This window comes from Reyranella sp. (assembly GCF_965249915.1).
Classification (GTDB): domain Bacteria; phylum Pseudomonadota; class Alphaproteobacteria; order Reyranellales; family Reyranellaceae; genus Reyranella.
The window spans coordinates 163,542-182,322 of the sequence record NZ_OZ252257.1 but is presented as its reverse complement, the minus strand read 5'-3'; the positions used below and the strand labels follow the sequence as shown (position 1 = coordinate 182,322).

23 protein-coding genes and 1 pseudogene are annotated in these 18,781 nt (G+C 66.8%); 10 read left to right on the top strand and 14 right to left on the bottom strand.

All coding sequences use genetic code 11. The annotated features are described in order from the left end of the window. Positions 1-75 precede the first annotated feature (75 nt). The gene (locus ACP15H_RS00850; protein ID WP_425064336.1) at positions 76-555 is read left to right on the top strand and encodes a DUF992 domain-containing protein; all 480 of its coding nucleotides are present in this window, start codon (positions 76-78) and stop codon (positions 553-555) included. A gap of 67 nt (positions 556-622) precedes the next feature. Here the strand turns inward: ACP15H_RS00850 and ACP15H_RS00845 are convergent, their stop codons facing one another. Genes ACP15H_RS00845 through ACP15H_RS00830 form a run of 4 tightly spaced genes read right to left on the bottom strand, consistent with a single transcriptional unit; the run spans position 623 to position 4,339 of the window. Next, entirely contained in the window at positions 623-2,224 is a 1,602-nt protein-coding gene (locus ACP15H_RS00845) for an MBL fold metallo-hydrolase RNA specificity domain-containing protein (protein WP_425064335.1), read from the bottom strand. After that, positions 2,221-3,714 carry a thymidine phosphorylase family protein gene (locus ACP15H_RS00840; RefSeq protein ID WP_425064334.1) on the bottom strand — a complete coding sequence of 498 codons (1,494 nt, stop codon included), beginning with the start codon at positions 3,712-3,714 and terminating at the stop codon, positions 2,221-2,223. Before ACP15H_RS00840 ends, ACP15H_RS00845 begins: the two co-directional genes overlap by 4 nt. 5 nt (positions 3,715-3,719) lie before the next feature. Next, entirely contained in the window at positions 3,720-4,007 is a 288-nt protein-coding gene (locus ACP15H_RS00835) for a hypothetical protein (protein WP_425064333.1), read from the bottom strand. Then, the gene (locus ACP15H_RS00830) at positions 4,004-4,339 is read right to left on the bottom strand and encodes a hypothetical protein (RefSeq protein ID WP_425064332.1); all 336 of its coding nucleotides are present in this window, start codon (positions 4,337-4,339) and stop codon (positions 4,004-4,006) included. The genes ACP15H_RS00835 and ACP15H_RS00830 overlap by 4 nt, the downstream gene beginning before the upstream one ends. Before the next feature lie 95 nt (positions 4,340-4,434). On the opposite strand from ACP15H_RS00830, the gene ACP15H_RS00825 reads away from it, so the two are divergent. The 3 genes from ACP15H_RS00825 (at position 4,435) to ACP15H_RS00815 (ending at position 5,299) form a co-directional block, all read left to right on the top strand. Continuing rightward, the gene (locus ACP15H_RS00825; RefSeq protein WP_425064331.1) at positions 4,435-4,650 is read left to right on the top strand and encodes a hypothetical protein; all 216 of its coding nucleotides are present in this window, start codon (positions 4,435-4,437) and stop codon (positions 4,648-4,650) included. Positions 4,651-4,713: 63 nt separating this feature from the next. Then, the gene (locus ACP15H_RS00820; RefSeq protein ID WP_425064330.1) at positions 4,714-5,127 is read left to right on the top strand and encodes a translational machinery protein; all 414 of its coding nucleotides are present in this window, start codon (positions 4,714-4,716) and stop codon (positions 5,125-5,127) included. Positions 5,128-5,152: 25 nt separating this feature from the next. After that, the gene (locus ACP15H_RS00815) at positions 5,153-5,299 is read left to right on the top strand and encodes a hypothetical protein (protein ID WP_425064329.1); all 147 of its coding nucleotides are present in this window, start codon (positions 5,153-5,155) and stop codon (positions 5,297-5,299) included. 106 nt (positions 5,300-5,405) lie between these two features. On the opposite strand, the gene ACP15H_RS00810 is transcribed toward ACP15H_RS00815, so the two are convergent. The 8 genes and pseudogenes from ACP15H_RS00810 to ACP15H_RS00775 all read right to left on the bottom strand — a co-directional run bounded on the left by ACP15H_RS00810 (position 5,406) and on the right by ACP15H_RS00775 (position 11,821). Beyond that, entirely contained in the window at positions 5,406-6,086 is a 681-nt protein-coding gene (locus ACP15H_RS00810) for a helix-turn-helix domain-containing protein (protein ID WP_425064328.1), read from the bottom strand. A gap of 88 nt (positions 6,087-6,174) precedes the next feature. Next, the gene (locus ACP15H_RS00805; protein WP_425064327.1) at positions 6,175-7,140 is read right to left on the bottom strand and encodes an ABC transporter ATP-binding protein; all 966 of its coding nucleotides are present in this window, start codon (positions 7,138-7,140) and stop codon (positions 6,175-6,177) included. Positions 7,141-7,153: 13 nt separating this feature from the next. After that, positions 7,154-7,525 (bottom strand): response regulator transcription factor, encoded by a 372-nt coding sequence (locus tag ACP15H_RS00800; protein ID WP_425064326.1) that lies wholly within the window; start codon positions 7,523-7,525, stop codon positions 7,154-7,156. 49 nt (positions 7,526-7,574) lie between these two features. Then, positions 7,575-8,186 (bottom strand): response regulator FixJ, encoded by a 612-nt coding sequence (gene fixJ / locus ACP15H_RS00795; RefSeq protein ID WP_425064325.1) that lies wholly within the window; start codon positions 8,184-8,186, stop codon positions 7,575-7,577. Next, a pseudogene (locus ACP15H_RS00790) lies at positions 8,179-9,309 on the bottom strand (two-component system sensor histidine kinase NtrB); the annotation flags it as partial. The gene fixJ and the pseudogene ACP15H_RS00790, both read right to left, overlap by 8 nt. Before the next feature lie 100 nt (positions 9,310-9,409). Next, positions 9,410-9,664 carry a hypothetical protein gene (locus ACP15H_RS00785; RefSeq protein WP_425064324.1) on the bottom strand — a complete coding sequence of 85 codons (255 nt, stop codon included), beginning with the start codon at positions 9,662-9,664 and terminating at the stop codon, positions 9,410-9,412. After that, the gene (gene hemN, locus ACP15H_RS00780) at positions 9,639-10,982 is read right to left on the bottom strand and encodes an oxygen-independent coproporphyrinogen III oxidase (RefSeq protein ID WP_425064323.1); all 1,344 of its coding nucleotides are present in this window, start codon (positions 10,980-10,982) and stop codon (positions 9,639-9,641) included. Before hemN ends, ACP15H_RS00785 begins: the two co-directional genes overlap by 26 nt. Beyond that, positions 10,982-11,821: a universal stress protein gene (locus ACP15H_RS00775; RefSeq protein ID WP_425064322.1), complete on the bottom strand. Its 840-nt coding sequence runs from the start codon at positions 11,819-11,821 to the stop codon at positions 10,982-10,984. Before ACP15H_RS00775 ends, hemN begins: the two co-directional genes overlap by 1 nt. A gap of 101 nt (positions 11,822-11,922) precedes the next feature. Here ACP15H_RS00775 and ACP15H_RS00770 point away from each other — a divergent pair, with 101 nt between their 5' ends. Beyond that, positions 11,923-12,657: a sulfite exporter TauE/SafE family protein gene (locus ACP15H_RS00770; RefSeq protein ID WP_425064321.1), complete on the top strand. Its 735-nt coding sequence runs from the start codon at positions 11,923-11,925 to the stop codon at positions 12,655-12,657. A gap of 191 nt (positions 12,658-12,848) precedes the next feature. Here ACP15H_RS00770 and ACP15H_RS00765 read toward each other — a convergent pair whose 3' ends face one another. Both ACP15H_RS00765 and ACP15H_RS00760 read right to left on the bottom strand, forming a co-directional pair. Continuing rightward, entirely contained in the window at positions 12,849-12,983 is a 135-nt protein-coding gene (locus ACP15H_RS00765) for a hypothetical protein (protein ID WP_425064320.1), read from the bottom strand. A gap of 99 nt (positions 12,984-13,082) precedes the next feature. After that, complete coding sequence (locus tag ACP15H_RS00760) at positions 13,083-13,919, bottom strand: DUF2189 domain-containing protein (protein ID WP_425064319.1); 837 nt, start codon at positions 13,917-13,919, stop codon at positions 13,083-13,085. Between the two features lie 124 nt (positions 13,920-14,043). On the opposite strand from ACP15H_RS00760, the gene ccoN reads away from it, so the two are divergent. The 5 genes from ccoN to ccoG are packed head-to-tail and all read left to right on the top strand — an operon-like array spanning position 14,044 to position 18,774. Then, a complete protein-coding gene (gene ccoN, locus ACP15H_RS00755; RefSeq protein WP_425064318.1) occupies positions 14,044-15,507 on the top strand; it encodes a cytochrome-c oxidase, cbb3-type subunit I in 1,464 nt (487 codons plus the stop codon). A gap of 12 nt (positions 15,508-15,519) precedes the next feature. Beyond that, positions 15,520-16,245 carry a cytochrome-c oxidase, cbb3-type subunit II gene (gene ccoO / locus ACP15H_RS00750; RefSeq protein ID WP_425064317.1) on the top strand — a complete coding sequence of 242 codons (726 nt, stop codon included), beginning with the start codon at positions 15,520-15,522 and terminating at the stop codon, positions 16,243-16,245. A gap of 13 nt (positions 16,246-16,258) precedes the next feature. Further along, positions 16,259-16,411 carry a cbb3-type cytochrome oxidase subunit 3 gene (locus ACP15H_RS00745; protein ID WP_425064316.1) on the top strand — a complete coding sequence of 51 codons (153 nt, stop codon included), beginning with the start codon at positions 16,259-16,261 and terminating at the stop codon, positions 16,409-16,411. A gap of 10 nt (positions 16,412-16,421) precedes the next feature. After that, the gene (gene ccoP, locus ACP15H_RS00740) at positions 16,422-17,282 is read left to right on the top strand and encodes a cytochrome-c oxidase, cbb3-type subunit III (protein WP_425064315.1); all 861 of its coding nucleotides are present in this window, start codon (positions 16,422-16,424) and stop codon (positions 17,280-17,282) included. Between the two features lie 19 nt (positions 17,283-17,301). Further along, the gene (gene ccoG, locus ACP15H_RS00735; protein WP_425064314.1) at positions 17,302-18,774 is read left to right on the top strand and encodes a cytochrome c oxidase accessory protein CcoG; all 1,473 of its coding nucleotides are present in this window, start codon (positions 17,302-17,304) and stop codon (positions 18,772-18,774) included. The last annotated feature ends 7 nt before the right edge of the window (positions 18,775-18,781 follow it).

Genomic DNA, 18,781 nt, shown 5'->3' with positions numbered 1-18,781 from the left:
TCAACGCTCCTCCGGTGGCTCCGCCGTAGTTTGCCCGATGCGGAGAAACCCTCTCCGCTCCCCAGGAGACAAGCGATGAAAATGTATGCTGCGGCCCTCACGGCGGCGCTGTCCATTCTTCCCCTCGGTCTTGCGGCGCAAGCGCAGACCCCTCCCAAGGGCGTGAATGTCGGTTCGCTGAACTGCACCGTCGCCGGCGGCGTCGGATTCGTGTTCGGTTCGTCCAAGGACCTCGATTGCATCCTGGCCAAGACCGACGGCACCGCCGAACACTACTCGGGCACGATCAAGAAGTACGGCGTCGATCTCGGCTTCACCAAGCAGGGGCATGTCGTCTGGCTGGTCTTCGCCCCCGGCCAGGTCGCCAAGGGGGCGCTCGCCGGCGACTATGTCGGGCCGACGGCCAGTGCCTCGGCAGGAGTCGGCGCAGGCGCCAACGTCCTGATCGGCGGCGGCAACAAGCAGGTCAGCCTGCAGCCGGTCAGTGTCGAGGGCAATGTGGGCCTGAACGTCGCCGCCGGACTGGCCGAGGTTACGCTCAAGCCGGCCAAATAAGCGGCGGGCGAGATCGTTGCAGGATGCGTCCCGCCATCGGGTCGCATCCTGTCTCCGCTCTTGCGCACTACCGACTGCTATTGCCGATCACACGACGCAGCTGCTGCAGGAGTCGGTGGCGGGCGGCGTCATCGGGAGCAGCCTGCAGCGCGCCGCGTATATCCAGCAGCATCTGCGCATAGTCGTTGTGCCAGTCGCGTCGCGCATTCGCCGTCTCGGGCGAGAGACGTGGCATCCCACCGGCTTCGGGCGTCGCCATCCACCTTCCGTCGCGATGGACGAAAGCGAACGTCTCGTCGAGGGTCGGGGCAACGATCCGCGTCGGTTCGACTCCGGCCAGAGCGAGAGCATCGGAGAGTCCCTCGATCCCCTCCGGCTCGCCATGCACGAGCAGGAGCGAGCCGAGTTCGTCCATCATCGGCTGGCACCAGGCGACCAGCTCCTCGCGATCGGCATGGCCCGTATAGGAATCGATCGACCGGATGCGGGCCCGCACGCCAATCTCCTCGCCATGGATCCGTACCTGCGCGGCGCCGCCGCGAATCAGGGCACCCAGCGTGCCGGGCGCCTGGTACCCCACGAAGAGGACGGTGGAATCCTGGCGCCACAGATTGTCCTTGAGATGATGCTTCACCCTTCCCGCGTCGCACATGCCGGAGCCGGCCAGGATGATGGCGCCGGACCGGATACGTCCGATCGCGCGGCTCTGATCGACGGTCTCGCTCAGCCGGAACTCTCCGCCGCTGAAAGCGTGCCCGTCCTCCGACCGGCTCAGCAAAGACCGGTGGGTCCGAAACACTTCCGTCGTCCGGCCGGCCAGTGGTGAATCGAGAAAGACCTGCGCACCCTGCAGCTTCCCGCTGCGCTTCAGCTCCGCGATGTCTTCGAGGATCTCCTGGGTACGCTCGACCGCGAAGACCGGCACGACGACGTTCCCGCCGGCGGCCAGCGCGACCTCCAGTTCGCGGCCCAGGACGGCCCTGCGATCCGCTTCGGACATCGGCACGCGCGAGCGACTGCCGTAGGTGGACTCGACCAGCGCGACATCGGCGGGCCCGGGCCGGGCGGGATCGGGCTGCAGGGTCTTGCCGAGTGGTCCGACATCGCCCGAGAAGACGAGACGAAGCGGGCGTGGCGAGGCGTCGACCTCGATCTCGATGAAGGCACTGCCGAGAATATGGCCGGCGTTGCGCAGGCGTGCCCGCACGCCCGGCAGCGGTTCGAACCAGCGATCGTAAGGCTGCGCGTCGATGAAGGAGAGTGAGGCCTCGGCATCGGCTCGCGTGTAGATCGGCACGATCTCGGGCTCGGCGCGGCGGGCGTTGCGCCGGTTGAGGCGGGCCACGTCGTATTCCTGTATCGCGCCGGCATCGGGCAGCAGCCAGTGCAGCAGGTCGCGCGTCGCTTCGGTCGCGAAGGCCCGCCCCTGAAATCCCGCGAGGGTGAGCTTGGGAAAGAGCCCCGTGTGATCGATATGGGCGTGCGTGAGAAGGACCGCGGCGATCTCCGACGCGGCAAAGGGAAAGGCGCGATAGTTCAGGGCGCGCAGCGACTTCGGCCCCTGGAACATGCCGCAATCGACCAGAAGCGTGCCCCGCGGCGTCACCAGGCGGTGGCAGGATCCCGTGACGGTGCCGGCAGCGCCGTGGATGTGCAGCGAGAGCGTCATGCGCGGCGTCCGATGGTCATGCCGTCTGCAACGGCGGCGAGTTGGGTGGCGAAGCGGAAGTCGGCCTCGAAGGCCGCATGGATGCGATAGAGCGGCTCGCCCTGCTCGACGGGATCGCCGATCCGCTTGAACAGATCGACGCCCGCGCCCTTGTCCATCGGCGCACCGGCGAGGCGGGCCACGCGCGCCAGCCGATGGCAGTCGATCGCCGTCACGACGCCGTCCTGGGTGGCCGGCACGTCGTGCGTGAGCCTGCCGAGGCTCGCCGCCTCCGGCGGGCTCCCCTGAGCCGCGATCAGCCGCTGCATCTTCGCCAGCGCCGCGCCGCTGTGCAGCAGTTCGCGGGCCCGCACGATCCCCTGGCCGCCCCGCAGCGCGGGATCGAACTCGAGTACATGTCCGGCCAGCAGGAGGGCTCGCTCCTCGAGGTCGCGCGGCGCCTCGGGATGACGCTCCAGGACCCGCATGACGTCGCGCGCTTCGAGCCACGGGCCGATGCCACGACCGATGGGCTGGCTGCCGTCGGTCGCCAGCACCGTCGTGTTGATGCCGACCTGGTCGGACACGTATTCGAAGAGCTTGCGCAGCCGCAGGAAGCGCTCGCGATCACGCAGCTTCGCCGTCGGCCCGACCGGCAGATCGAGAACGAGATGCGTCGACCCGGCCGCCATTTTCTTCGACAGAATCGAAGCGACCATCTGTTCGGGCGTGTCGATCTGCAGCGGCCGCTCGACCGAGATCAGGACATCGTCCGCCGGAGAGAGGTTGGCGTGGCCACCCCATACCAGGCAGCCGTTCTCGGCCGCCACGATCTGGTGCATCTCGTCCGATCCGACATCGACCCGCGCCAGCACTTCCATCGTGTCGGCAGTGCCGGCCGGCGAGGTGATCGCGCGCGACGAAGTCTTCGGGATGGTGAGGCCATGCGCGGCCACGATCGGAACGACGATCATCGAGGTGCGGTTTCCCGGGATGCCGCCGATGCAGTGCTTGTCGACGACCATCTCACTGCTCCACGACAGCCGGCCCCCGACGGCCGCCATCGCCCGGGTCATCGACAGCACCTCGGCCGCCGTGGTGAAGCGCGCACCGGCGATCAGGAAAGCCGCGATCTCCATCTTGGAATAACGATGCGCGGCGAGATCGCGGGCGATTTCCTGGTAGGCCTCGGGCCCCAGCTCCGCACCGTCGATCTTGGCTCGCACATGGTCGAGGCTGGGCGGCGGTCCCGCCTGGGCGATCTCGACAGCCGTTCCCGCGGGAAGGCCGAGCTGGCGATAGGCGAGTACGGACAGGCCGAGCTCGTCCCTCGCCATGATCGATTCGTCATCGACGATGTTCAGCGTGGCGACGATGCGGCGGCCGCCGCCCCGGATCTCGATCCGGGCGAGGGCCACGAACTCCTGCGCGCGATAAGACTCGCAGCGACGCGCGAGGTAGGCGACGGCCTCCTGGCAGGCGTCGATCCCGAGCTTGCGGACCTTGAGCATGAAGTCTAGCGGCGACGCATCTGCACGAAGAGAGCCGCAACGAGTCCCGCCACCAGGAAGACGCAGCCGACAATCAGGGGAGCATAGACATGGCCGAGAGACGCGGCGATCGCGCGATAGGCCGACAGGGTCAGGAAGGCGAGGCTGACGGCCAGCAGCATGCCCACGACCAGATAGGCTGCCACCGTCGCTGCCAGGCGCCGGCCGGAAGCGACGAGAACACCCGCCCCGACCGTCGCGAGCGACCTTGCCAGCGCCACCAGCAAGGCTCCGGTCTCAGAGGCGACGCTCATTTGCGCCGCACGATGAGCGCCAGCGCGAAGCCGGCCACGGTGGCGAGACCGAGCGCCGCCAGCGGCTTCTGCCGGACCAATTCGGCAAGACTCTCCTGTCCCGCATCGACCGCTTTTCCCGCCACCTTCGCCTTGTCGACCCATTCGTCCGCCAGCAAAGCGGCCCGGGCAAGCAGTTCGCGAGCCGCTTCGGCCGCCGCGGTGGCAGCCTCCGTGCCCTCGCTCTGTGCGGCGCGGGCAATGGCGGCGGACGCCTGGTCCAGATGTTCACGCAGCGCCGCGGCCTCCGTCCCCAGATAGCCGAACCTGTCCTTGGAAATGCACTTGGTCATGAGAATTCCCCTTTGCGGGAAAGATCGTCGGTGCGGGCGCCCTCCGCTTTGACCTGCGTCAAAGCGCACCGTTACTGCGAAGACATAATGGCGAGGTGCGTACGTTCGTCTTCCGCTGCCCGACCACGGGCTACAACGTCCAGGGCCGCTACGAAGATGGCGAAGGTTCCCTGCCCGCTCTCGTCGGACAGCACTGCCTCGCCTGCAATGGGCTGCACGTCGTGGACCCACGAACCGGCAAGGGAATGAGCGAACTGCGCGCCGTCGCGACCCGGCGGAAGGCGGTCGATCCGACATCGTCCGACGATTGACCTGAATCAACGCATCGCCACGCCCGCCGAGCCACCATTCCCACATCGTCACCGGGAGAAACCATGACCCACAGTCACGCCATCGTCTGGATGGACAGCAAGGAAGCCCACGTGTTCCGTTTCAACGCCGACGACGTCGAGCGCGAGAACATCAAGGCCCACAACCCGTTCCGGAAAGTGCACCACAAGGCTGGTGTCATCGGCGCGGGCCACGCGGCCCTCGATCTCAGCTTCCTCGATCACATCGTCGACGCCATCCGCGGCAGCCAGGAATGGCTCCTGGTCGGTCCGGCACAAGCCAAGCAGGAACTGATCCGGCACCTCGACAAGCATCTGCCGCACGTCAAGAAGACGCTCGTCGGTGTCGAGGCGATGGATCATCCGACCGATGGAGAGCTGCTCGCCCATGCCCGGCGATCGTTCAAGGCCATCGACCGACTGCTGCCGAACGCCCCGATCGGAGCCGTGCCCCACTGATCACCTTGGCTGAAGGAGAGTTCAGATGACCGATATTCCGATCTACTTCCTGCTGCTCGCCTGCGGCTCGTTCATGCTGCTGGGCATTTCGGTGGCCTCCGCCACCGCCCAGTACCTGCGATCGCAGCAGGCGCAGGCGGTCGTCGTCGCCAAGCAGCCGGCCAACCGCTGACCGGCCCTTCACGGCGGCCTCGCCACCTGCCTGCAGGATGATGAAAGACGGGCTGTACGCGTCGGCTGAATCGCGCGGCGTGAACCGCAGCGCGATTCGCCTCGGATCAGGCGTCGAGCTTGCGCAAGGCGGCCATGTTGCACAGGTCGACCGAGCGGCTGCCGGCCTGCAGCCGGATCAGGCCCTGGCGGGCAAACTGGGTGAGGGTGCGCGACACCGTCTCGATGGTGAGGCCCAGATGGTCGGCGATGTCGGAGCGCTGCATCGGCAGCTCGATATGCTCGTCGTCGCTGGAGATCCGCCGGGCCATGTCGAGAAGGAAGGTCGCGATCTTCTCCTGCGCCGTCTTGCGACCGAGCAGCAGCATGTGATCCTGGGCGCGGCCGAGGCACTTCATCATCGACGCGAGCACCTGGTTGGCGAAGGCCGGATCGGCGGCCGTCAGCTCGTCGAGCCGGGAGCGGCGAAAGGCCACGAGCGTGGCATCGCTCAGGGCCTCGGCCGTGAAGCGATGCTCGGTACCGGCTTCAAGCCCGAAAATGTCGCCCGGAAGGTGAAAGGCATCGATCTGCCGGCGGCCGTCGCTCAGCAGCTTGCAGGTCCGGATCGACCCCGAAACCACCTTGTAGAAATACTCCGCCGGATCCCCTTCAGCGAACAGCTCTTCTCCCTTCGCCAGCATCCGCGGCAGGCCCGCGGTCGGGATGCCCGCATACTGCATGTTTGCCGAGCCGCGCAGGGCGACAGCAGCGGGAATACGAGCAGAAATCGCTGAATTCGTGTGCATGGCGAGCTCCCGACTTGGTGTGTCTTGACGGACACAGGGATAGGGCCCGGCCAGCTGGCCGACCATTCGGGTCTTGAACTAAGGGATTCTACGTAGGCGCCGGGCTTGCCGTCGGGGATGCGAGATCGTCCAGGACGCCCGCGAACAGACGGTACTTGACGGAGACGACGGCCAGCTCGCGGGCCCAGTTCACGATGTCGCCCCACGGGTCGTTGAGCTTGCCCAGTCCCGACACTACCGCGACCACCGTCCCGACCTCGATCTTGCCCTGCAGGACCTGCCAGCCGCCGAAACAGAGCGCCGAGGCAACGGCCAGGTGATGCATCATGTTCATCAGCAGGTTCATCGTGAACTTGATCCTGTAGATGCCCATGTTCAGCGTGAAGACGCGCTCGATCGGGTCCTGCGTCCAGCCCCATCCGATGCGACCCCCCGATGCCCCATCTCCGGCGGAGATGCGGCTCACGAGCCCGCCGCTGATGCCGCGCTTGACCAGGATGCGGGACTGGGCCCGGCGGTTGATGGCCCGCTGCAGCAAGGGAACGAAGACGACCTGAGGCAGGAAGAACGCGAGGCCCAGGAGCGCCATGCGCCAGTCGAGATAGAGCATGTAGATGATCACGCTCGTGAGCACGCCGCCCTGCAGCAGGGGCTCGGACAGGCTGACGCCGGTGAAGCCGCCGATGGGCTCGGCCTCCTCGAGCACCATGGAGATCTCGATGCCGGCTTCCTCGCCGCTGACGTCGCGCACGGCGCGATCGGCATATTCTCCGACCAGGCTGCGCAGGCGGCGCACCGAATCCTCGGCGACCCAGCCGCGATAGACGTTGAGACAGAGCTTCAGGCTCTGCTCCGAGAGCACGACGCCGACATAGGCGGCCGCCAGCCACAGTACGGTCTCGAAGGCGCCGCGATCCACCAGCACGTTGATCACACGGCGCTGCAGCTCCAGGGGAGCCGTGCTCAGCAGGAAGACGAGGACGGAAAGGATGGCGAGGGCCGCCTGGTGACGCCCCGACGACCGGAGCACGAAGCCCAGGATCGTCGATGGCATCGCTCGCTGGCTGTCAGGGCCTGGCATCAAGGACGCGCCTGATGCTGACGACCAGCTCGGACAGCGGTTTCTCCAGCACGCCGTCGATCCCCAGACTGGCCGCCCGGACGCGCAGCGAGGGAGTTACCCGGCCGCTGATCAGGAAGACCGGCAAGGTAACGCCCCGGCTCCGGAGCCGCTCGACGAGCTCCAGCCCGTCGATCGCGGGCATGCGGTAGTCGATGACGAGGCAGCTTCCGGCCGGGAGCTCGTCCTCGGCAAGCAGGGCTTCGGGTGTCGCATAGAGTCGGACAGTGAAGCCCTCCATCCCAAGCGAGAACTTGAGCGCGTTGCGCACGGCAGCATCGTCATCGACGAGCAGGATGACATCGGGAGCGTTCGACATGCAGCAACTTCGCCCGCGGGACAGAGCGCTGCGTTGATCCAGCGCAAATCTAGGACTCACCCTCGACCATCAGGACCATGCGGACCAGTTCGGAGAGGCTGTCGGCCTGCATCTTCGTCATCACATTGGCGCGATAGACCTCGACCGTGCGGGCGCTGATGCCGAGGTCGTAGGCAATCACCTTGTTCGCCTTGCCGGCCGTGAGGCCGCGCAGGACCTCGCGTTCCCGGCCCGACAGGGCGTCGAGGCGCTGGCGAATCGCCAGGATGCGGTCCTCGCGTTCGCGGTTGCGGGAGTGGCTGTCCAGGGCCGACCTGATCGCCGACAGAAGGGTCTCGTCGTCGAACGGCTTCTCGATGAAGTCGACCGCGCCGGCCTTCATGGCTTCCACCGCCATGGGCACGTCGCCGTGGCCGGTCATCACGATCACGGGAAAGCCCGCCTTCAGCTCGACCAGGCGGCGCTGCAGTTCCAGCCCGTCCATCTCCGGCATGCGGATGTCGGTGACGACGCATCCCGACTGAGCGTCCGGCAGCGCCTTCAGGAAGGCCACCGCGGAATCGTGGACACGCACGGCCAGCCCCGCCGTGCTCAGCAGGAAGGCGAGCGACTGGCGGACATCGACATCGTCGTCGATCACATGAACGACCTGACTAGACATCGTCCGTCTCCCGATCGTGTTCGGCCGCGCGCAGGGTGAAATGGAAGATCGTGCCGCCGTCCGGGGGAGACTCCACCCAGATCTTGCCACCATGCGCCTCGACGATCGTGCGGCAGATCGAAAGGCCGAGGCCCATACCCTTGCGCTTGGTTGTGACGAAGGGCTGGAAGAGCTGCTTTGCCACCTCTGGCGCGAGGCCCGCCCCGCTGTCGGCGACGGTGACCTCGACCTGGCTTTCGGCTCCGGCCGCCGTGGCGATGTCGAGCCGCCGGGCCGGTCCTCCCTCGCTCATCACCTCGATGGCATTGCGCATCAGGTTGACGAGCACCTGCTGGATCTGGATGCGGTCGGCCAGCACGAGGTCGGCGGCGGGATCGAGCCTGAATGTGACGGCAATCCCATGCTCCCTCGCTCCCACGAGCGCGAGCGTGCTCGCATCCTCGATCAGCTTGGGAAGGCTCTCGATGCGCCGTTCGCTTTCCCCGCGCGCCACGAACTCGCGAAGCCTGCGGATGATCTGCCCGGCCCGCAGGGCCTGGTCGGCCGCCTTGGAGACCGCGTCCTTCAGCATCTCGACCTTCTCGCCCTCCATGCGTTCGAGCAGGCGGCGCGAGCCCTTGAGATAGTTGCTGATGGCCGTGAGCGGCTGGTTGATCTCGTGGGCGAGCGTCGAGGCCATCTCGCCCAGCGCCGTGAACCTCGACATGTGCGTCACTTCCGATTGCAGCTCCTTCAGCCGGTCCTCGGTGAGCTGCTGATCGGTCAGGTCGCGAATGAAGCCGGTGAAGTGATGGCGCTCGCCGGTGCGCAACTCGCCCACCGTGAGATGCATCGGGAACGTCGTCCCGTCCTTGCGCTGGCCCACCACGATGCGGCCGATGCCGATGATCCGGCGTTCGCCCGTCGAGAGGTAACGCCCGATATAGGCGTCATGCTGCTCGCGATAGGGCGACGGCATCAGAAGGCTGACGTTGCGCCCGCATGCTTCATCCGCGTCATAGCCGAACAGGCGCTCCGCGGTGGTGCTGAGCGATTCGATGCGGCCCCGCTCGTCGATGATGATCATGGCGTCGGGCACTGTCTGCAGGATCGACCGCAGACGCGCTTCCGCCGCCTCGAGCGCAAGCGCGAGCGAGGGTTCGCTCATCAGGATATCCGGCTCATCGGCGCATCACCATGACAGGGGTCTTATAGCATGCGCCGACGTGCCGGTGGCACGTCAATCAGGGCCTTATGAAGGAGAGCGGAGCATCTTCGTCGAGATTGTCGATCGCCGCGGTCAGCTCTGCCGCGATATCGTCGTTCGAGCGACCGAGCCTGAAAATGCGAATCGCTTCGGAGAGCAGGCAGCGCGCGACCACGTCGCCGGCAATGCCCTGCCCTGCCCCCTCCGCCAGTGCCGCCTCCACGTGGCGCGATACCATTTGATAAGTGCTCATGACGATCCCTTCTTCAGATTCCGCGTGAATGCCGCCCATCGGCATGGGCGAGGTGGGCATCGAACGCCGCACAGACGAAGCGCACCAGCGGGCGCCCGCGCTCGGTAACCTGCAGTCTCTCGCCGTCGCGCCGTACCAGCCCGTCGCTGACCAGTTGGGGCAGCGCCGCCACCTCCGAGATGAACGATTGGGCCGAGGCACCGTGCCGGCGGCAGACATCGTCGAGATCGACCGAGAAGCTGCACATCAGCTTCTCGATGATCTCGCCCCGCAGCCGGTCGGCATCGGTGAGCTCCAGTCCCCGGGCGGAGGCAAAGCACCCGGCCTCGATCATCGACTGGTAACGCCCCGGGTCGGCGATGTTCTGGGTGTAGCCGCGCGGCAGGCTCGAGATTGCCGAAGCGCCGAGACCGACGACCGACGGCTGGTCGACCACGACATATCCCTGGAAACTGCGCCGCAGCCGGCCGCGGTCGGCCGCGGTGGAGAGTGCATCGTTCGGCCGCGCATAGTGATCGAGGCCAATCCGCTTGTAGCCGCCTTCGACCAGGCGTTCCGCGACCAGATTGGACATGGCGGCACGCGCCTCCGCCCCCGGCAGGCTCTCCGGGTCGATCAGCCGCTGGCGGGCCTTCATCCAGGGGACATGTGCGTAGGCGAAAACGGCAAAGCGGTCCGGCGCCAGTTCGAGCGCGGCGTCGAGTGTGCGCGCCAGCGTGTCCGGCGTCTGCTTCGGCAGGCCGTAGACGAGGTCGATGTTGATGCGGCCGATCCCGGCGGCGCGGATCCTGGACATGGCAGACGCCGTATCCTCGATCGACTGCAGCCGGTTGATCGCCTTCTGCACGTCAAGATCGAAATCCTGCACACCGAAGCTCACGCGATCGACGCCGATCTCGCGCATCGTCGCGACGAACTCCTCGTCGCAGAAGCGCGGATCCACCTCCATCGAGGTTTCCGAGCCGCTGCGCCGGTCGAAGCGCGCCGCCAGCCGCTTCGCCACCGCGACCAGGTTCGCCGCTCCCAGTTGGGACGGCGTCCCGCCGCCCCACTGGATCTGCCCGAGCATCATGCCGGGAACCGCCTCGGCGACGAGATCGATCTCCTTCATGAGCGCACGCGCGTAGGCGGCGAGCGACTCCGAACGGTTCATCGCCGCCGTGTGGCAGGCACAGTACCAGCACAGACGCGTGCAGAAGGGGACATGGAGATAGACCGTGGGGCAGTCGCGCGCCAGGTCTGCCAGCCACGCTTTGTGCTGGACGGCCCCTACGGCGCCATGGAACTGCGCCGCCGTCGGATAGCTCGTGTAACGAGGAACCGACCGGTCGTAGGCCGCGATGGTGGTGGCGTCCATCAGTGCGAGATCAGCACGGGAATGGTCATGCTGGACAGGAGCGTGCGGCTCACGCCGCCCAGCACCATCTCGCGTACACGCGAGTGGCCATAGACGCCCATGACGATGAGGTCGCTGCCGATATCGGCAGCCCTCGACAGGATGACGGCGCCCACATCGCTGTCGGCGGCGACGTCGCGCTGCACCGTGACGTTCACCCCGTGACGGGTGAGCCAGAGCGCCACGTCGGCGCCAGGTTCCGCACCATGCCCGTCGGGCGATGTGCGCGGGTCGACCACCAGGACGACGACCTTCTTCGCCATGCGCAGGAACGGCAAGGCATCGGCTGCGGCCCGCGCGCTCTCGCGGCTGGCGTTCCAGCAGAGCAGCACGGACTCGCCGATCGGTGCGCGCACACCGATATGCGGTACGACGAGAGTAGGCCGGCCGCTGGCCAGGACGACGGCCTCGGGCAGGTCCGACGGGGTCGGGGTCTGGGCATCGGGGTCGGTTTGGCCCAGGACAAGGAGATCTGTGTAGCGCGCCTGGATGACGAGTTCGGAGTCGATGAAGCCATCGGTCACGCGCCACTCGCTCGAAGGAACGCGGCGCTCCTTGACGGCCTTCTCGTAGGCCTTGAGGGCGGCGGCCTGGTCGGCGTCGGCGCTGGCTTCGTAGCTGGCGAACAGGGAATCCATGGCGACGCCGCCCTCGAAGAAGATCGGCGCTTCTAGCGGCGGACGGGCGTGCAGGCCGACCAGATGGGCGCCATAGCGCTCCGCCAACTCTGCCGCAACGCTCAGCCTCTGGCCCACCTTCGGGCTCGCATCGCAGTGAACGAGAATCGTCTTGTAGGCCATGGGCATCCTCCTGAAAGTTCGCCCATCGTGACCGGCCGCGAAGCCAGCGACCTTGACGCAGGTCAATCGCCACACGCGAAAATCATGGTCCATTGCCGGCAATGGATCTCATTTCCCGCTTCTTCGCGATGTGCGGCGACGGCCTCATGTCCGCCGCATCGATGCCGTTCGGCCTGCCGACGGCGCTGCTCCTGGCCGGCCTCGCCGGCAGCCTGGTCCATTGCGTGGGCATGTGCGGCCCGTTCGTGCTGGGCCAGGTCATGGCCTCGGCCGATCGCCCCGGAGAGCGCCCCTATGGCGAGTGGCAGCGGCTGACCGGCGCCCTGCTCGTGCCCTACCATCTCGGGCGCTTCACCACCTATACGGGGCTCGGCGCCGTGGCCGGAGGCGTCACGGCCGTGTTCGCGTCGCTGGAAGTGTTCGGCTGGCTGTCGGCGATCCTCCTGATCGCGGCCGCCGGCCTGCTGGCGGCCCAGGCTCTCGGCATGGCCATCAACGCCGCCTCGCCCGCGACCGACCTGGTCGCGCGTTTCGCCGGCCCCCTGTCCGCCTCGCGCACGCCGGTTGCAAGGTACGGGCTGGGGGTCGTCCTGGGCTTCCTGCCCTGTGGCCTGCTCTACGGCGCCCTGGCGGCAGCGGCCGGTACCGGGTCCGTCATGTCGGGGGCCGTCGCGATGGCAGGCTTTGCCCTCGGCACCGTGCCGGCGCTCGTCGCCGTCGGCTGGGGCGGGCTGATCATGCGACGCCAGCTGCGGACGGTCGCGAAGTGGATAAGCCCGCCTCTCCTCGCAGGCAACGCACTGGTCATGCTCGCCTTGGCCAGCCAGCGGCTCTGACAGGCTGTTAAGACAGGCATTTCACACCTGCCGGCAGGCAAAATCGACCCGTCGCCGGTCACCCCAGCACCTGATTCGGGGGGGGGGGGGTGCGACTCTGGCTTCGTTTGTTTCGTTTATTTCGTTTGTTTCGTTTATTGCCCGGATTTCGGCGCTTTCAGCAGCCTGCCGGCGTGACGCCGACCACGAACTCAGAAGGTCGCGAGCGTCTCCAGGAGCGTGGCCAGACCCAGCACGACCAGGATGGCCGCGAACAGCCACAGCGCGATACCGCCGACGTCCTGGACGAACTCTTCGGGAGTCATCGGTTTGCGTTGCTTGACCATGGCCCTCTCCCTCGAACGAACTGTCATCGCACCGGTCGGCACGCCGGACCGCCCCTGTCGATACGAGTTCGGCGGCCGACCGGCCATTCGGGAATTGGACTAAGGGGTACTACGTAGGATCCGCTGTGGAAGCGATGCGCCCTCGGCGGGCTCCGGCTCGAAGCTGATGACGTCGCGGTAGGCGTGCCAGGTGGCGTGCGCGACCAGCGGCAGGGTCACGACCAGCCCGAGCAGTCCCACGATCATCCCGAGGCCGGTGAGGAACACGATCACGCCGGCCCACAGGAGCATCGGCCGGAAATTGAGACGGGTGGCCGCCACCGAGGTCGCGATCGCCTCGAACATGTTCGAGTTCCGACGATCCAGGAGATAGGGAATGGAGAAGGCGCCGATCGCGAAGGCGATGGCCGCCAGAACCGCCCCGAGTCCCACGCCCAGCGCCAGAAAGGGCAGGCTCTTCGAGCTCGTCCAGACGAGGTCGAGAAAGCGATCCCAGGACGGGACGCTGCGCCACTCGAAGATGGCGAACAGCAGCTGCGCCATTCTCATCCAGGCCAGATGAAAGAGCAGCAGAAGCACGCCCATCAGCGCGATCTGCTCGGGATTGCGCCGCCAGGCCATCAGGGTCGACTTGCCGTCCACGGGCTGACCGGCCTCAAGGCGGCGGCTGATCTCATACAGTCCGGTGGCGATGAAGGGGCCGACATAGAAGAAGCCGGCGCTGAGCGGCAGCACGAGATAGGGCAGGTCGAAGCGCAGCATCAGGACGATGGCCAGCCAGCCGGCCGCGACGGGCACCAGGCCATAGGAGAGACTGGCGGCGGGTGCGGCCACCATGTCGCGCCAGCCGGCGGCGAGCCAGGCCCAGGGACGATCGATCGGGACACGCCGGATGAGGGGCCGGGGCGTCGGAAACACCGCAATGGTCTCGCTCATGACGCCTCACATTCAGGTTGCATGCGGCATTGTGATCCGCCGCTCGGCGCGGGGGCCTTGACCCAAATCAAGGGAGCCGTCCGCACGACCTCCTAGGGTCCTCCCGATTATCCGGGGAGTAAGCATGCCGAGCCAAGCAGTATTGACAGCCGACCAGCGGCCGGCGCCGCGTTACGTCGAGGACGTGATCCGCGCGGCTGTCGTGTTGACCATGTTCTGGGGCATCGCGGCCTTCCTGGTCGGCGTCGTCATCGCGGCACAGCTGGTGTGGCCGCAGCTCAGCTTCGACAGTCCCTACCTGACATTCGGCCGCCTGCGGCCGCTGCATACGTCGGCGGCCATCTTCGCCTTCGGCGGCACCGCCCTGATCGGCACGGCCTTTCACGTGGTGCAGAGGACCTGCCGCGCCCGCCTGTTCGGCGGCGAAGCGCTCGGCTGGTTCGTACTGCTGGGCTATCAGTTCTTCATCGTCACCGCGGCGCTGGGCTACCTGTTTGGCATCACGCAGAGCAAGGAGTACGCCGAGCCCGAATGGTTCGTCGACCTCTGGCTCACCATCGTGTGGGTGGCCTACCTGATCGCCTACCTGGGCACGGTGTTGAAGCGCGAAGAGCCGCACATCTACGTGGCCAACTGGTTCTACCTGGCCTTCATCATCACCATCGCGATGCTGCACATCGTGAACAACCTGGCCCTGCCGGTCTCGATCACGGGAACCAAGAGCTACGGCGCCTGGTCGGGCGTCCAGGATGCGATGATCCAGTGGTGGTACGGCCATAACGCCGTCGGCTTCTTCCTGACCGCGGCCTTCCTCGGCATGATGTACTACTACATCCCAAAGGCGGCGAACCGGCCGGTCTACTCCTACCGTCTGTCGATCATCCACTTCTGGTCCCTGGTGTTCATGTACATCTGGGCCGGCCCCCATCACCTGCACTACACGTCCCTGCCCGACTGGGCCCAAACGCTGGGAATGGCCTTCTCGGTCATGCTCTGGATGCCGAGCTGGGGCGGCATGATCAACGGCCTGATGACGCTGTCGGGCGCGTGGGACAAGCTCCGCACCGATCCGGGCCTGCGCTTCTCGGTCACCGCCGTCGGCTTCTACGGCATGGCGACCTTCGAAGGCCCCGTCATGTCGATCAAGGCCGTCAACTCGCTCAGCCACTATACCGACTGGACGATCGGCCACGTCCATTCCGGCGCGCTGGGCTGGGTCGCCTTCATCGTGTTCGGCACGCTCTACTACCTGGTGCCGAAGATGTGGAACCGGCCGGCCATGTGGTCCACGCGCCTGATCAGCTGGCACTACTGGATCGCGACCATCGGCATCGTCCTCTACATCACGGCGATGTGGGTGAGCGGCATCATGCAGGGCCTGATGTGGCGCGCCTACGACGAGCTGGGCTTCCTCCAGTACTCGTTCGTCGAAACGGTCGCTGCCATGCATCCCTTCTACCTGATCCGTCTCCTCGGGGGCGTCTGCTTCCTGACCGGCGGGTTGATCATGGCCTACAACATGTGGCGAACCATCCGCACCGAAACGGAGACACTCGCCACCCAGACCCAACCGGCACTCGCGGCGTAAAGGAGCGTTCCAATGTTTATTCGCCACGAGACGATCGAGAAGAACGTCATCCTGATGCTCGTCCTGACGCTGATCACGGTATCGATCGGCGGCCTGGTCCAGATCATCCCGCTGTTCACCATCGAAACGACGATCGAGCGCATCGACGGTGTGCGCCCGTACACGCCGCTCGAGCTGATGGGCCGCAACATCTACATCCGCGAAGGCTGCTACCTCTGCCACAGCCAGCAGATCCGGCCCTTCAAGGACGAGGTCGAGCGCTACGGCCACTACAGCCTCGCGGCCGAGAGCATGTACGACAAGCCGTTCCAGTGGGGCTCCAAGCGCACCGGACCGGATCTCGCGCGCGTCGGCGGCCGCTACTCGAACGACTGGCACGTCGCCCATCTCGCCTCGCCGCGTGCCGTCGTGCCCGAAAGCGTGATGCCGGCCTATCCGTTCCTGGCCGACCGCCCGCTCGAGTATGACGACATCGCCCAGCATCTCCGCACGCTGCGCAGCGTCGGCACGCCCTACACCGACGAGATGATCGCCAACGCCCGCGCCGATCTCGAGGCGCAGGTCGATCCGGACCGCGATCCGACGGCCATGCAAAAGCGCTATCCGCGCGCGCCGGTCGCCAAGTTCAACGGCGAGACGAACAAGATCACCGAAATGGATGCGCTCGTCGCCTACCTGCAGATGCTGGGGACGCTGGTGCAGTTCGGCGACATCCCGCCCGACCGGCTCAAGCAATAGAGAGGAGCCCGCCATGACCCTCGAAAGCCTGCACGAGCTCCTCGCCTCCTTCTGGACGGTCTGGGCCGTCATCATCTTCCTCGCGATCCTCTTCTGGGCGCTGCGGCCGCGCAATCGGAAGCGCTTCGAGAAAGATGCCCGTATCCCCCTCGACGACGACCGCTGAAGGACCGGCCATGCCAACCAAGATCGAGAAAGACACACTGTCCGGCCAGAACACCACCGGTCACGAGTGGGACGGCGTCAAGGAACTGAACACGCCGCTGCCGACATGGTGGGTCTATACCTTCTACGCCACCATCGTGTTCGCCGTCGTCTACTGCGCCCTGTATCCGTCCTGGCCGTGGCTCACCGGCCATACGCAGGGGCTGCTCGGCTATTCGAGCCGCGCCGAACTGCGCCAGGAACTCAGTGCCCAGGCGAAGGAACGCGCCAGCTTCGTCGATCGCATCCGCACCGCGTCGCTGGCCGACATCCGCAAGGACCCCGAACTGTTCAACTTCGCCATGGCGGGCGGCCGCTCGGCCTTCCAGACCAACTGCATGCAGTGCCACGGCGCCGGCGGCGGCGGCAACACGGGCTTCCCCAACCTGGTCGACGACGACTGGATCTGGGGCGGCAGCATCGACCAGATCTACGCCACCATCGAGCACGGGATCCGCAACACCGACGACAAGTCCCGCCAGTCGATGATGCCGCGCTTCGGCGCCGACGGCCTGCTGACCGGTGCGCAGGTGGCGGCCGTCACCGACTACGTGCTCAGCCTGTCCGGCAAGGCCAAGGCCACGCCCGAAGGCGCGAAGATCTTCGAGGAGCAGTGCGTCGCCTGCCACAAGGAGGGCGGCAAGGGCAACCAGGAGCTGGGCGCGCCCAACCTCTCGGACGGCATCTGGCTCTACGGCGGCAGCCGTGACGCCATCTACCGCTCGATCTTCTACGCGCGCAACGGCAGCATGCCGGCGTGGAGCGGCCGCCTCGACGAGGCGACGATGAAGATGCTGGCGGTCTACGTCCACGCGCTGGGCGGCGACCGCTAGGCGCGGTGCGGGTCGAACGATGGTCTCCCCCGCCCGCAAGGCCGACATGGCCCCGCCCCGGCCGCCGACGCCGGAGCCGCCGCCGCTCTATGCCCCGCGCACGAGGGTCTATCCTCGCGCGATTGCGGGAAAGTGGCGGCAGATCAAATGGGCGACGCTCGTCCTGCTTCTCGGCCTCTACTATGTCGTGCCCTGGCTGCGCTGGGATCGCGGCCCCGGCGCGCCCTCGCAGGCCATCCTGATCGACCTCGACCATCGTCGCGGCTGGTTCTTCGACGTCGTCATCTGGCCGCAGGAAATCTACTTCGTCACGGGCTTCCTGATCCTGGGCGCGTTCGGCCTGTTCTTCGCCTCGTCGCTGTTCGGCCGCGTCTGGTGCGGCTTCACCTGCCCGCAGACCGTCTGGACCGACCTCTTCATGTGGGTCGAGCGGCTGATCGAAGGCGACCGCAACGAGCGCATGCGGCTCGACCGCCAGCCACTGTCGGCGGCCAAGGCCGCACGCAAGACGCTGAAGCATGCCGCGTGGCTGGCCATCGCCGCGGCCACCGGTGGTGCCTGGGTCTTCTACTTTGTCGACGCCCCGAGCACGCTGGTGAAGATCTTCCGCGGCGAGGCCTCGATGGAAGTCTATGTCTTCGCAGGCCTCTTCACCGCCACGACCTATGTCCTGGCCGGCTGGGCGCGCGAGCAGGTCTGCACCTACATGTGCCCGTGGCCGCGCTTCCAGGCCGCGATGCTCGACGAGCAGAGCCTCATCGTCACCTATCAGAAGTGGCGCGGCGAAAAGCGGGGCAAGCACAAGGCCGGCGACAGCTGGGTCGGCCGTGGTGACTGCATCGACTGCAATCTCTGCGTCGCCGTCTGCCCGACGGGAATCGACATCCGCGACGGCCAGCAGATCGAATGCATCGGCTGCGGCCTGTGCATCGACGCCTGCACCCAGACGATGGAAAAGGTCGGGCGCCCGACCGGGCTGATCCGCTGGGATACGCTGGCCGCGCAGCAGGCAAAGGAAACCGGTGCCGCTGCCGTGCCGTGGCGGCCCGTCCGGGCGCGCACCCTGCTCTACGCTGCCCTGCTCGGCATCGTCGCCGCCGTCATGCTGGTGGTCTTCGCGCTGCGCGCCGACACCGAGCTGACGGTGCAGCGAGACCGCAACCCGAACTACGTGCGTCTGTCGAACGGCGACATCCGCAACTCCTATGCCGTCAAGGTTCTGAACAAGCGCCGCACGCCCCAGCATGTCCGGCTCGAGATCGACGGCCTGCCGTCGGCCCAGCTGGGCTTCGTGGGCGCCGACGTCGACGGCAGCGGTCCGACGGCGACGCTGTCGGTGCAGCCCGATGCCGTGGGCACCTTCCGTGTCTTCGTCACGGTGCCCGCGTCCGCGGCGCCGTCCGGCGCGAAGCCGATCACCTTCACCGTGCGCGACGAGGCCGGCAGCGGGGGCGCGTCGCACGATGCCGTCTTCGTCGGCCCGGGACGCTGAGGAAAGC

Bases quoted from the DNA above. Each gene is read 5' to 3' on its own strand.
- ACP15H_RS00820 (WP_425064330.1), top strand. From the start codon at position 4,714: ATGACCCACAGTCACGCCATCGTCTGGATGGACAGCAAGGAAGCCCAC.
- ACP15H_RS00785 (WP_425064324.1), bottom strand. From the start codon at position 9,664: ATGGGCGGCATTCACGCGGAATCTGAAGAAGGGATCGTCATGAGCACT.
- ACP15H_RS00850 (WP_425064336.1), top strand. From the start codon at position 76: ATGAAAATGTATGCTGCGGCCCTCACGGCGGCGCTGTCCATTCTTCCC.
- fixJ (WP_425064325.1), bottom strand. From the start codon at position 8,186: ATGTCTAGTCAGGTCGTTCATGTGATCGACGACGATGTCGATGTCCGC.
- ACP15H_RS00770 (WP_425064321.1), top strand. From the start codon at position 11,923: ATGGATCTCATTTCCCGCTTCTTCGCGATGTGCGGCGACGGCCTCATG.
- ACP15H_RS00775 (WP_425064322.1), bottom strand. From the start codon at position 11,821: ATGGCCTACAAGACGATTCTCGTTCACTGCGATGCGAGCCCGAAGGTG.
- ACP15H_RS00840 (WP_425064334.1), bottom strand. From the start codon at position 3,714: ATGCTCAAGGTCCGCAAGCTCGGGATCGACGCCTGCCAGGAGGCCGTC.
- ACP15H_RS00800 (WP_425064326.1), bottom strand. From the start codon at position 7,525: ATGTCGAACGCTCCCGATGTCATCCTGCTCGTCGATGACGATGCTGCC.
- hemN (WP_425064323.1), bottom strand. From the start codon at position 10,982: ATGGACGCCACCACCATCGCGGCCTACGACCGGTCGGTTCCTCGTTAC.
- ACP15H_RS00810 (WP_425064328.1), bottom strand. From the start codon at position 6,086: ATGCACACGAATTCAGCGATTTCTGCTCGTATTCCCGCTGCTGTCGCC.
- ccoN (WP_425064318.1), top strand. From the start codon at position 14,044: ATGCCGAGCCAAGCAGTATTGACAGCCGACCAGCGGCCGGCGCCGCGT.
- ccoG (WP_425064314.1), top strand. From the start codon at position 17,302: ATGGTCTCCCCCGCCCGCAAGGCCGACATGGCCCCGCCCCGGCCGCCG.
- ACP15H_RS00805 (WP_425064327.1), bottom strand. From the start codon at position 7,140: ATGCCATCGACGATCCTGGGCTTCGTGCTCCGGTCGTCGGGGCGTCAC.
- ACP15H_RS00830 (WP_425064332.1), bottom strand. From the start codon at position 4,339: ATGACCAAGTGCATTTCCAAGGACAGGTTCGGCTATCTGGGGACGGAG.
- ACP15H_RS00765 (WP_425064320.1), bottom strand. From the start codon at position 12,983: ATGGTCAAGCAACGCAAACCGATGACTCCCGAAGAGTTCGTCCAGGAC.
- ACP15H_RS00835 (WP_425064333.1), bottom strand. From the start codon at position 4,007: ATGAGCGTCGCCTCTGAGACCGGAGCCTTGCTGGTGGCGCTGGCAAGG.
- ACP15H_RS00760 (WP_425064319.1), bottom strand. From the start codon at position 13,919: ATGAGCGAGACCATTGCGGTGTTTCCGACGCCCCGGCCCCTCATCCGG.
- ACP15H_RS00845 (WP_425064335.1), bottom strand. From the start codon at position 2,224: ATGACGCTCTCGCTGCACATCCACGGCGCTGCCGGCACCGTCACGGGA.
- ccoP (WP_425064315.1), top strand. From the start codon at position 16,422: ATGCCAACCAAGATCGAGAAAGACACACTGTCCGGCCAGAACACCACC.
- ccoO (WP_425064317.1), top strand. From the start codon at position 15,520: ATGTTTATTCGCCACGAGACGATCGAGAAGAACGTCATCCTGATGCTC.
- ACP15H_RS00745 (WP_425064316.1), top strand. From the start codon at position 16,259: ATGACCCTCGAAAGCCTGCACGAGCTCCTCGCCTCCTTCTGGACGGTC.
- ACP15H_RS00815 (WP_425064329.1), top strand. From the start codon at position 5,153: ATGACCGATATTCCGATCTACTTCCTGCTGCTCGCCTGCGGCTCGTTC.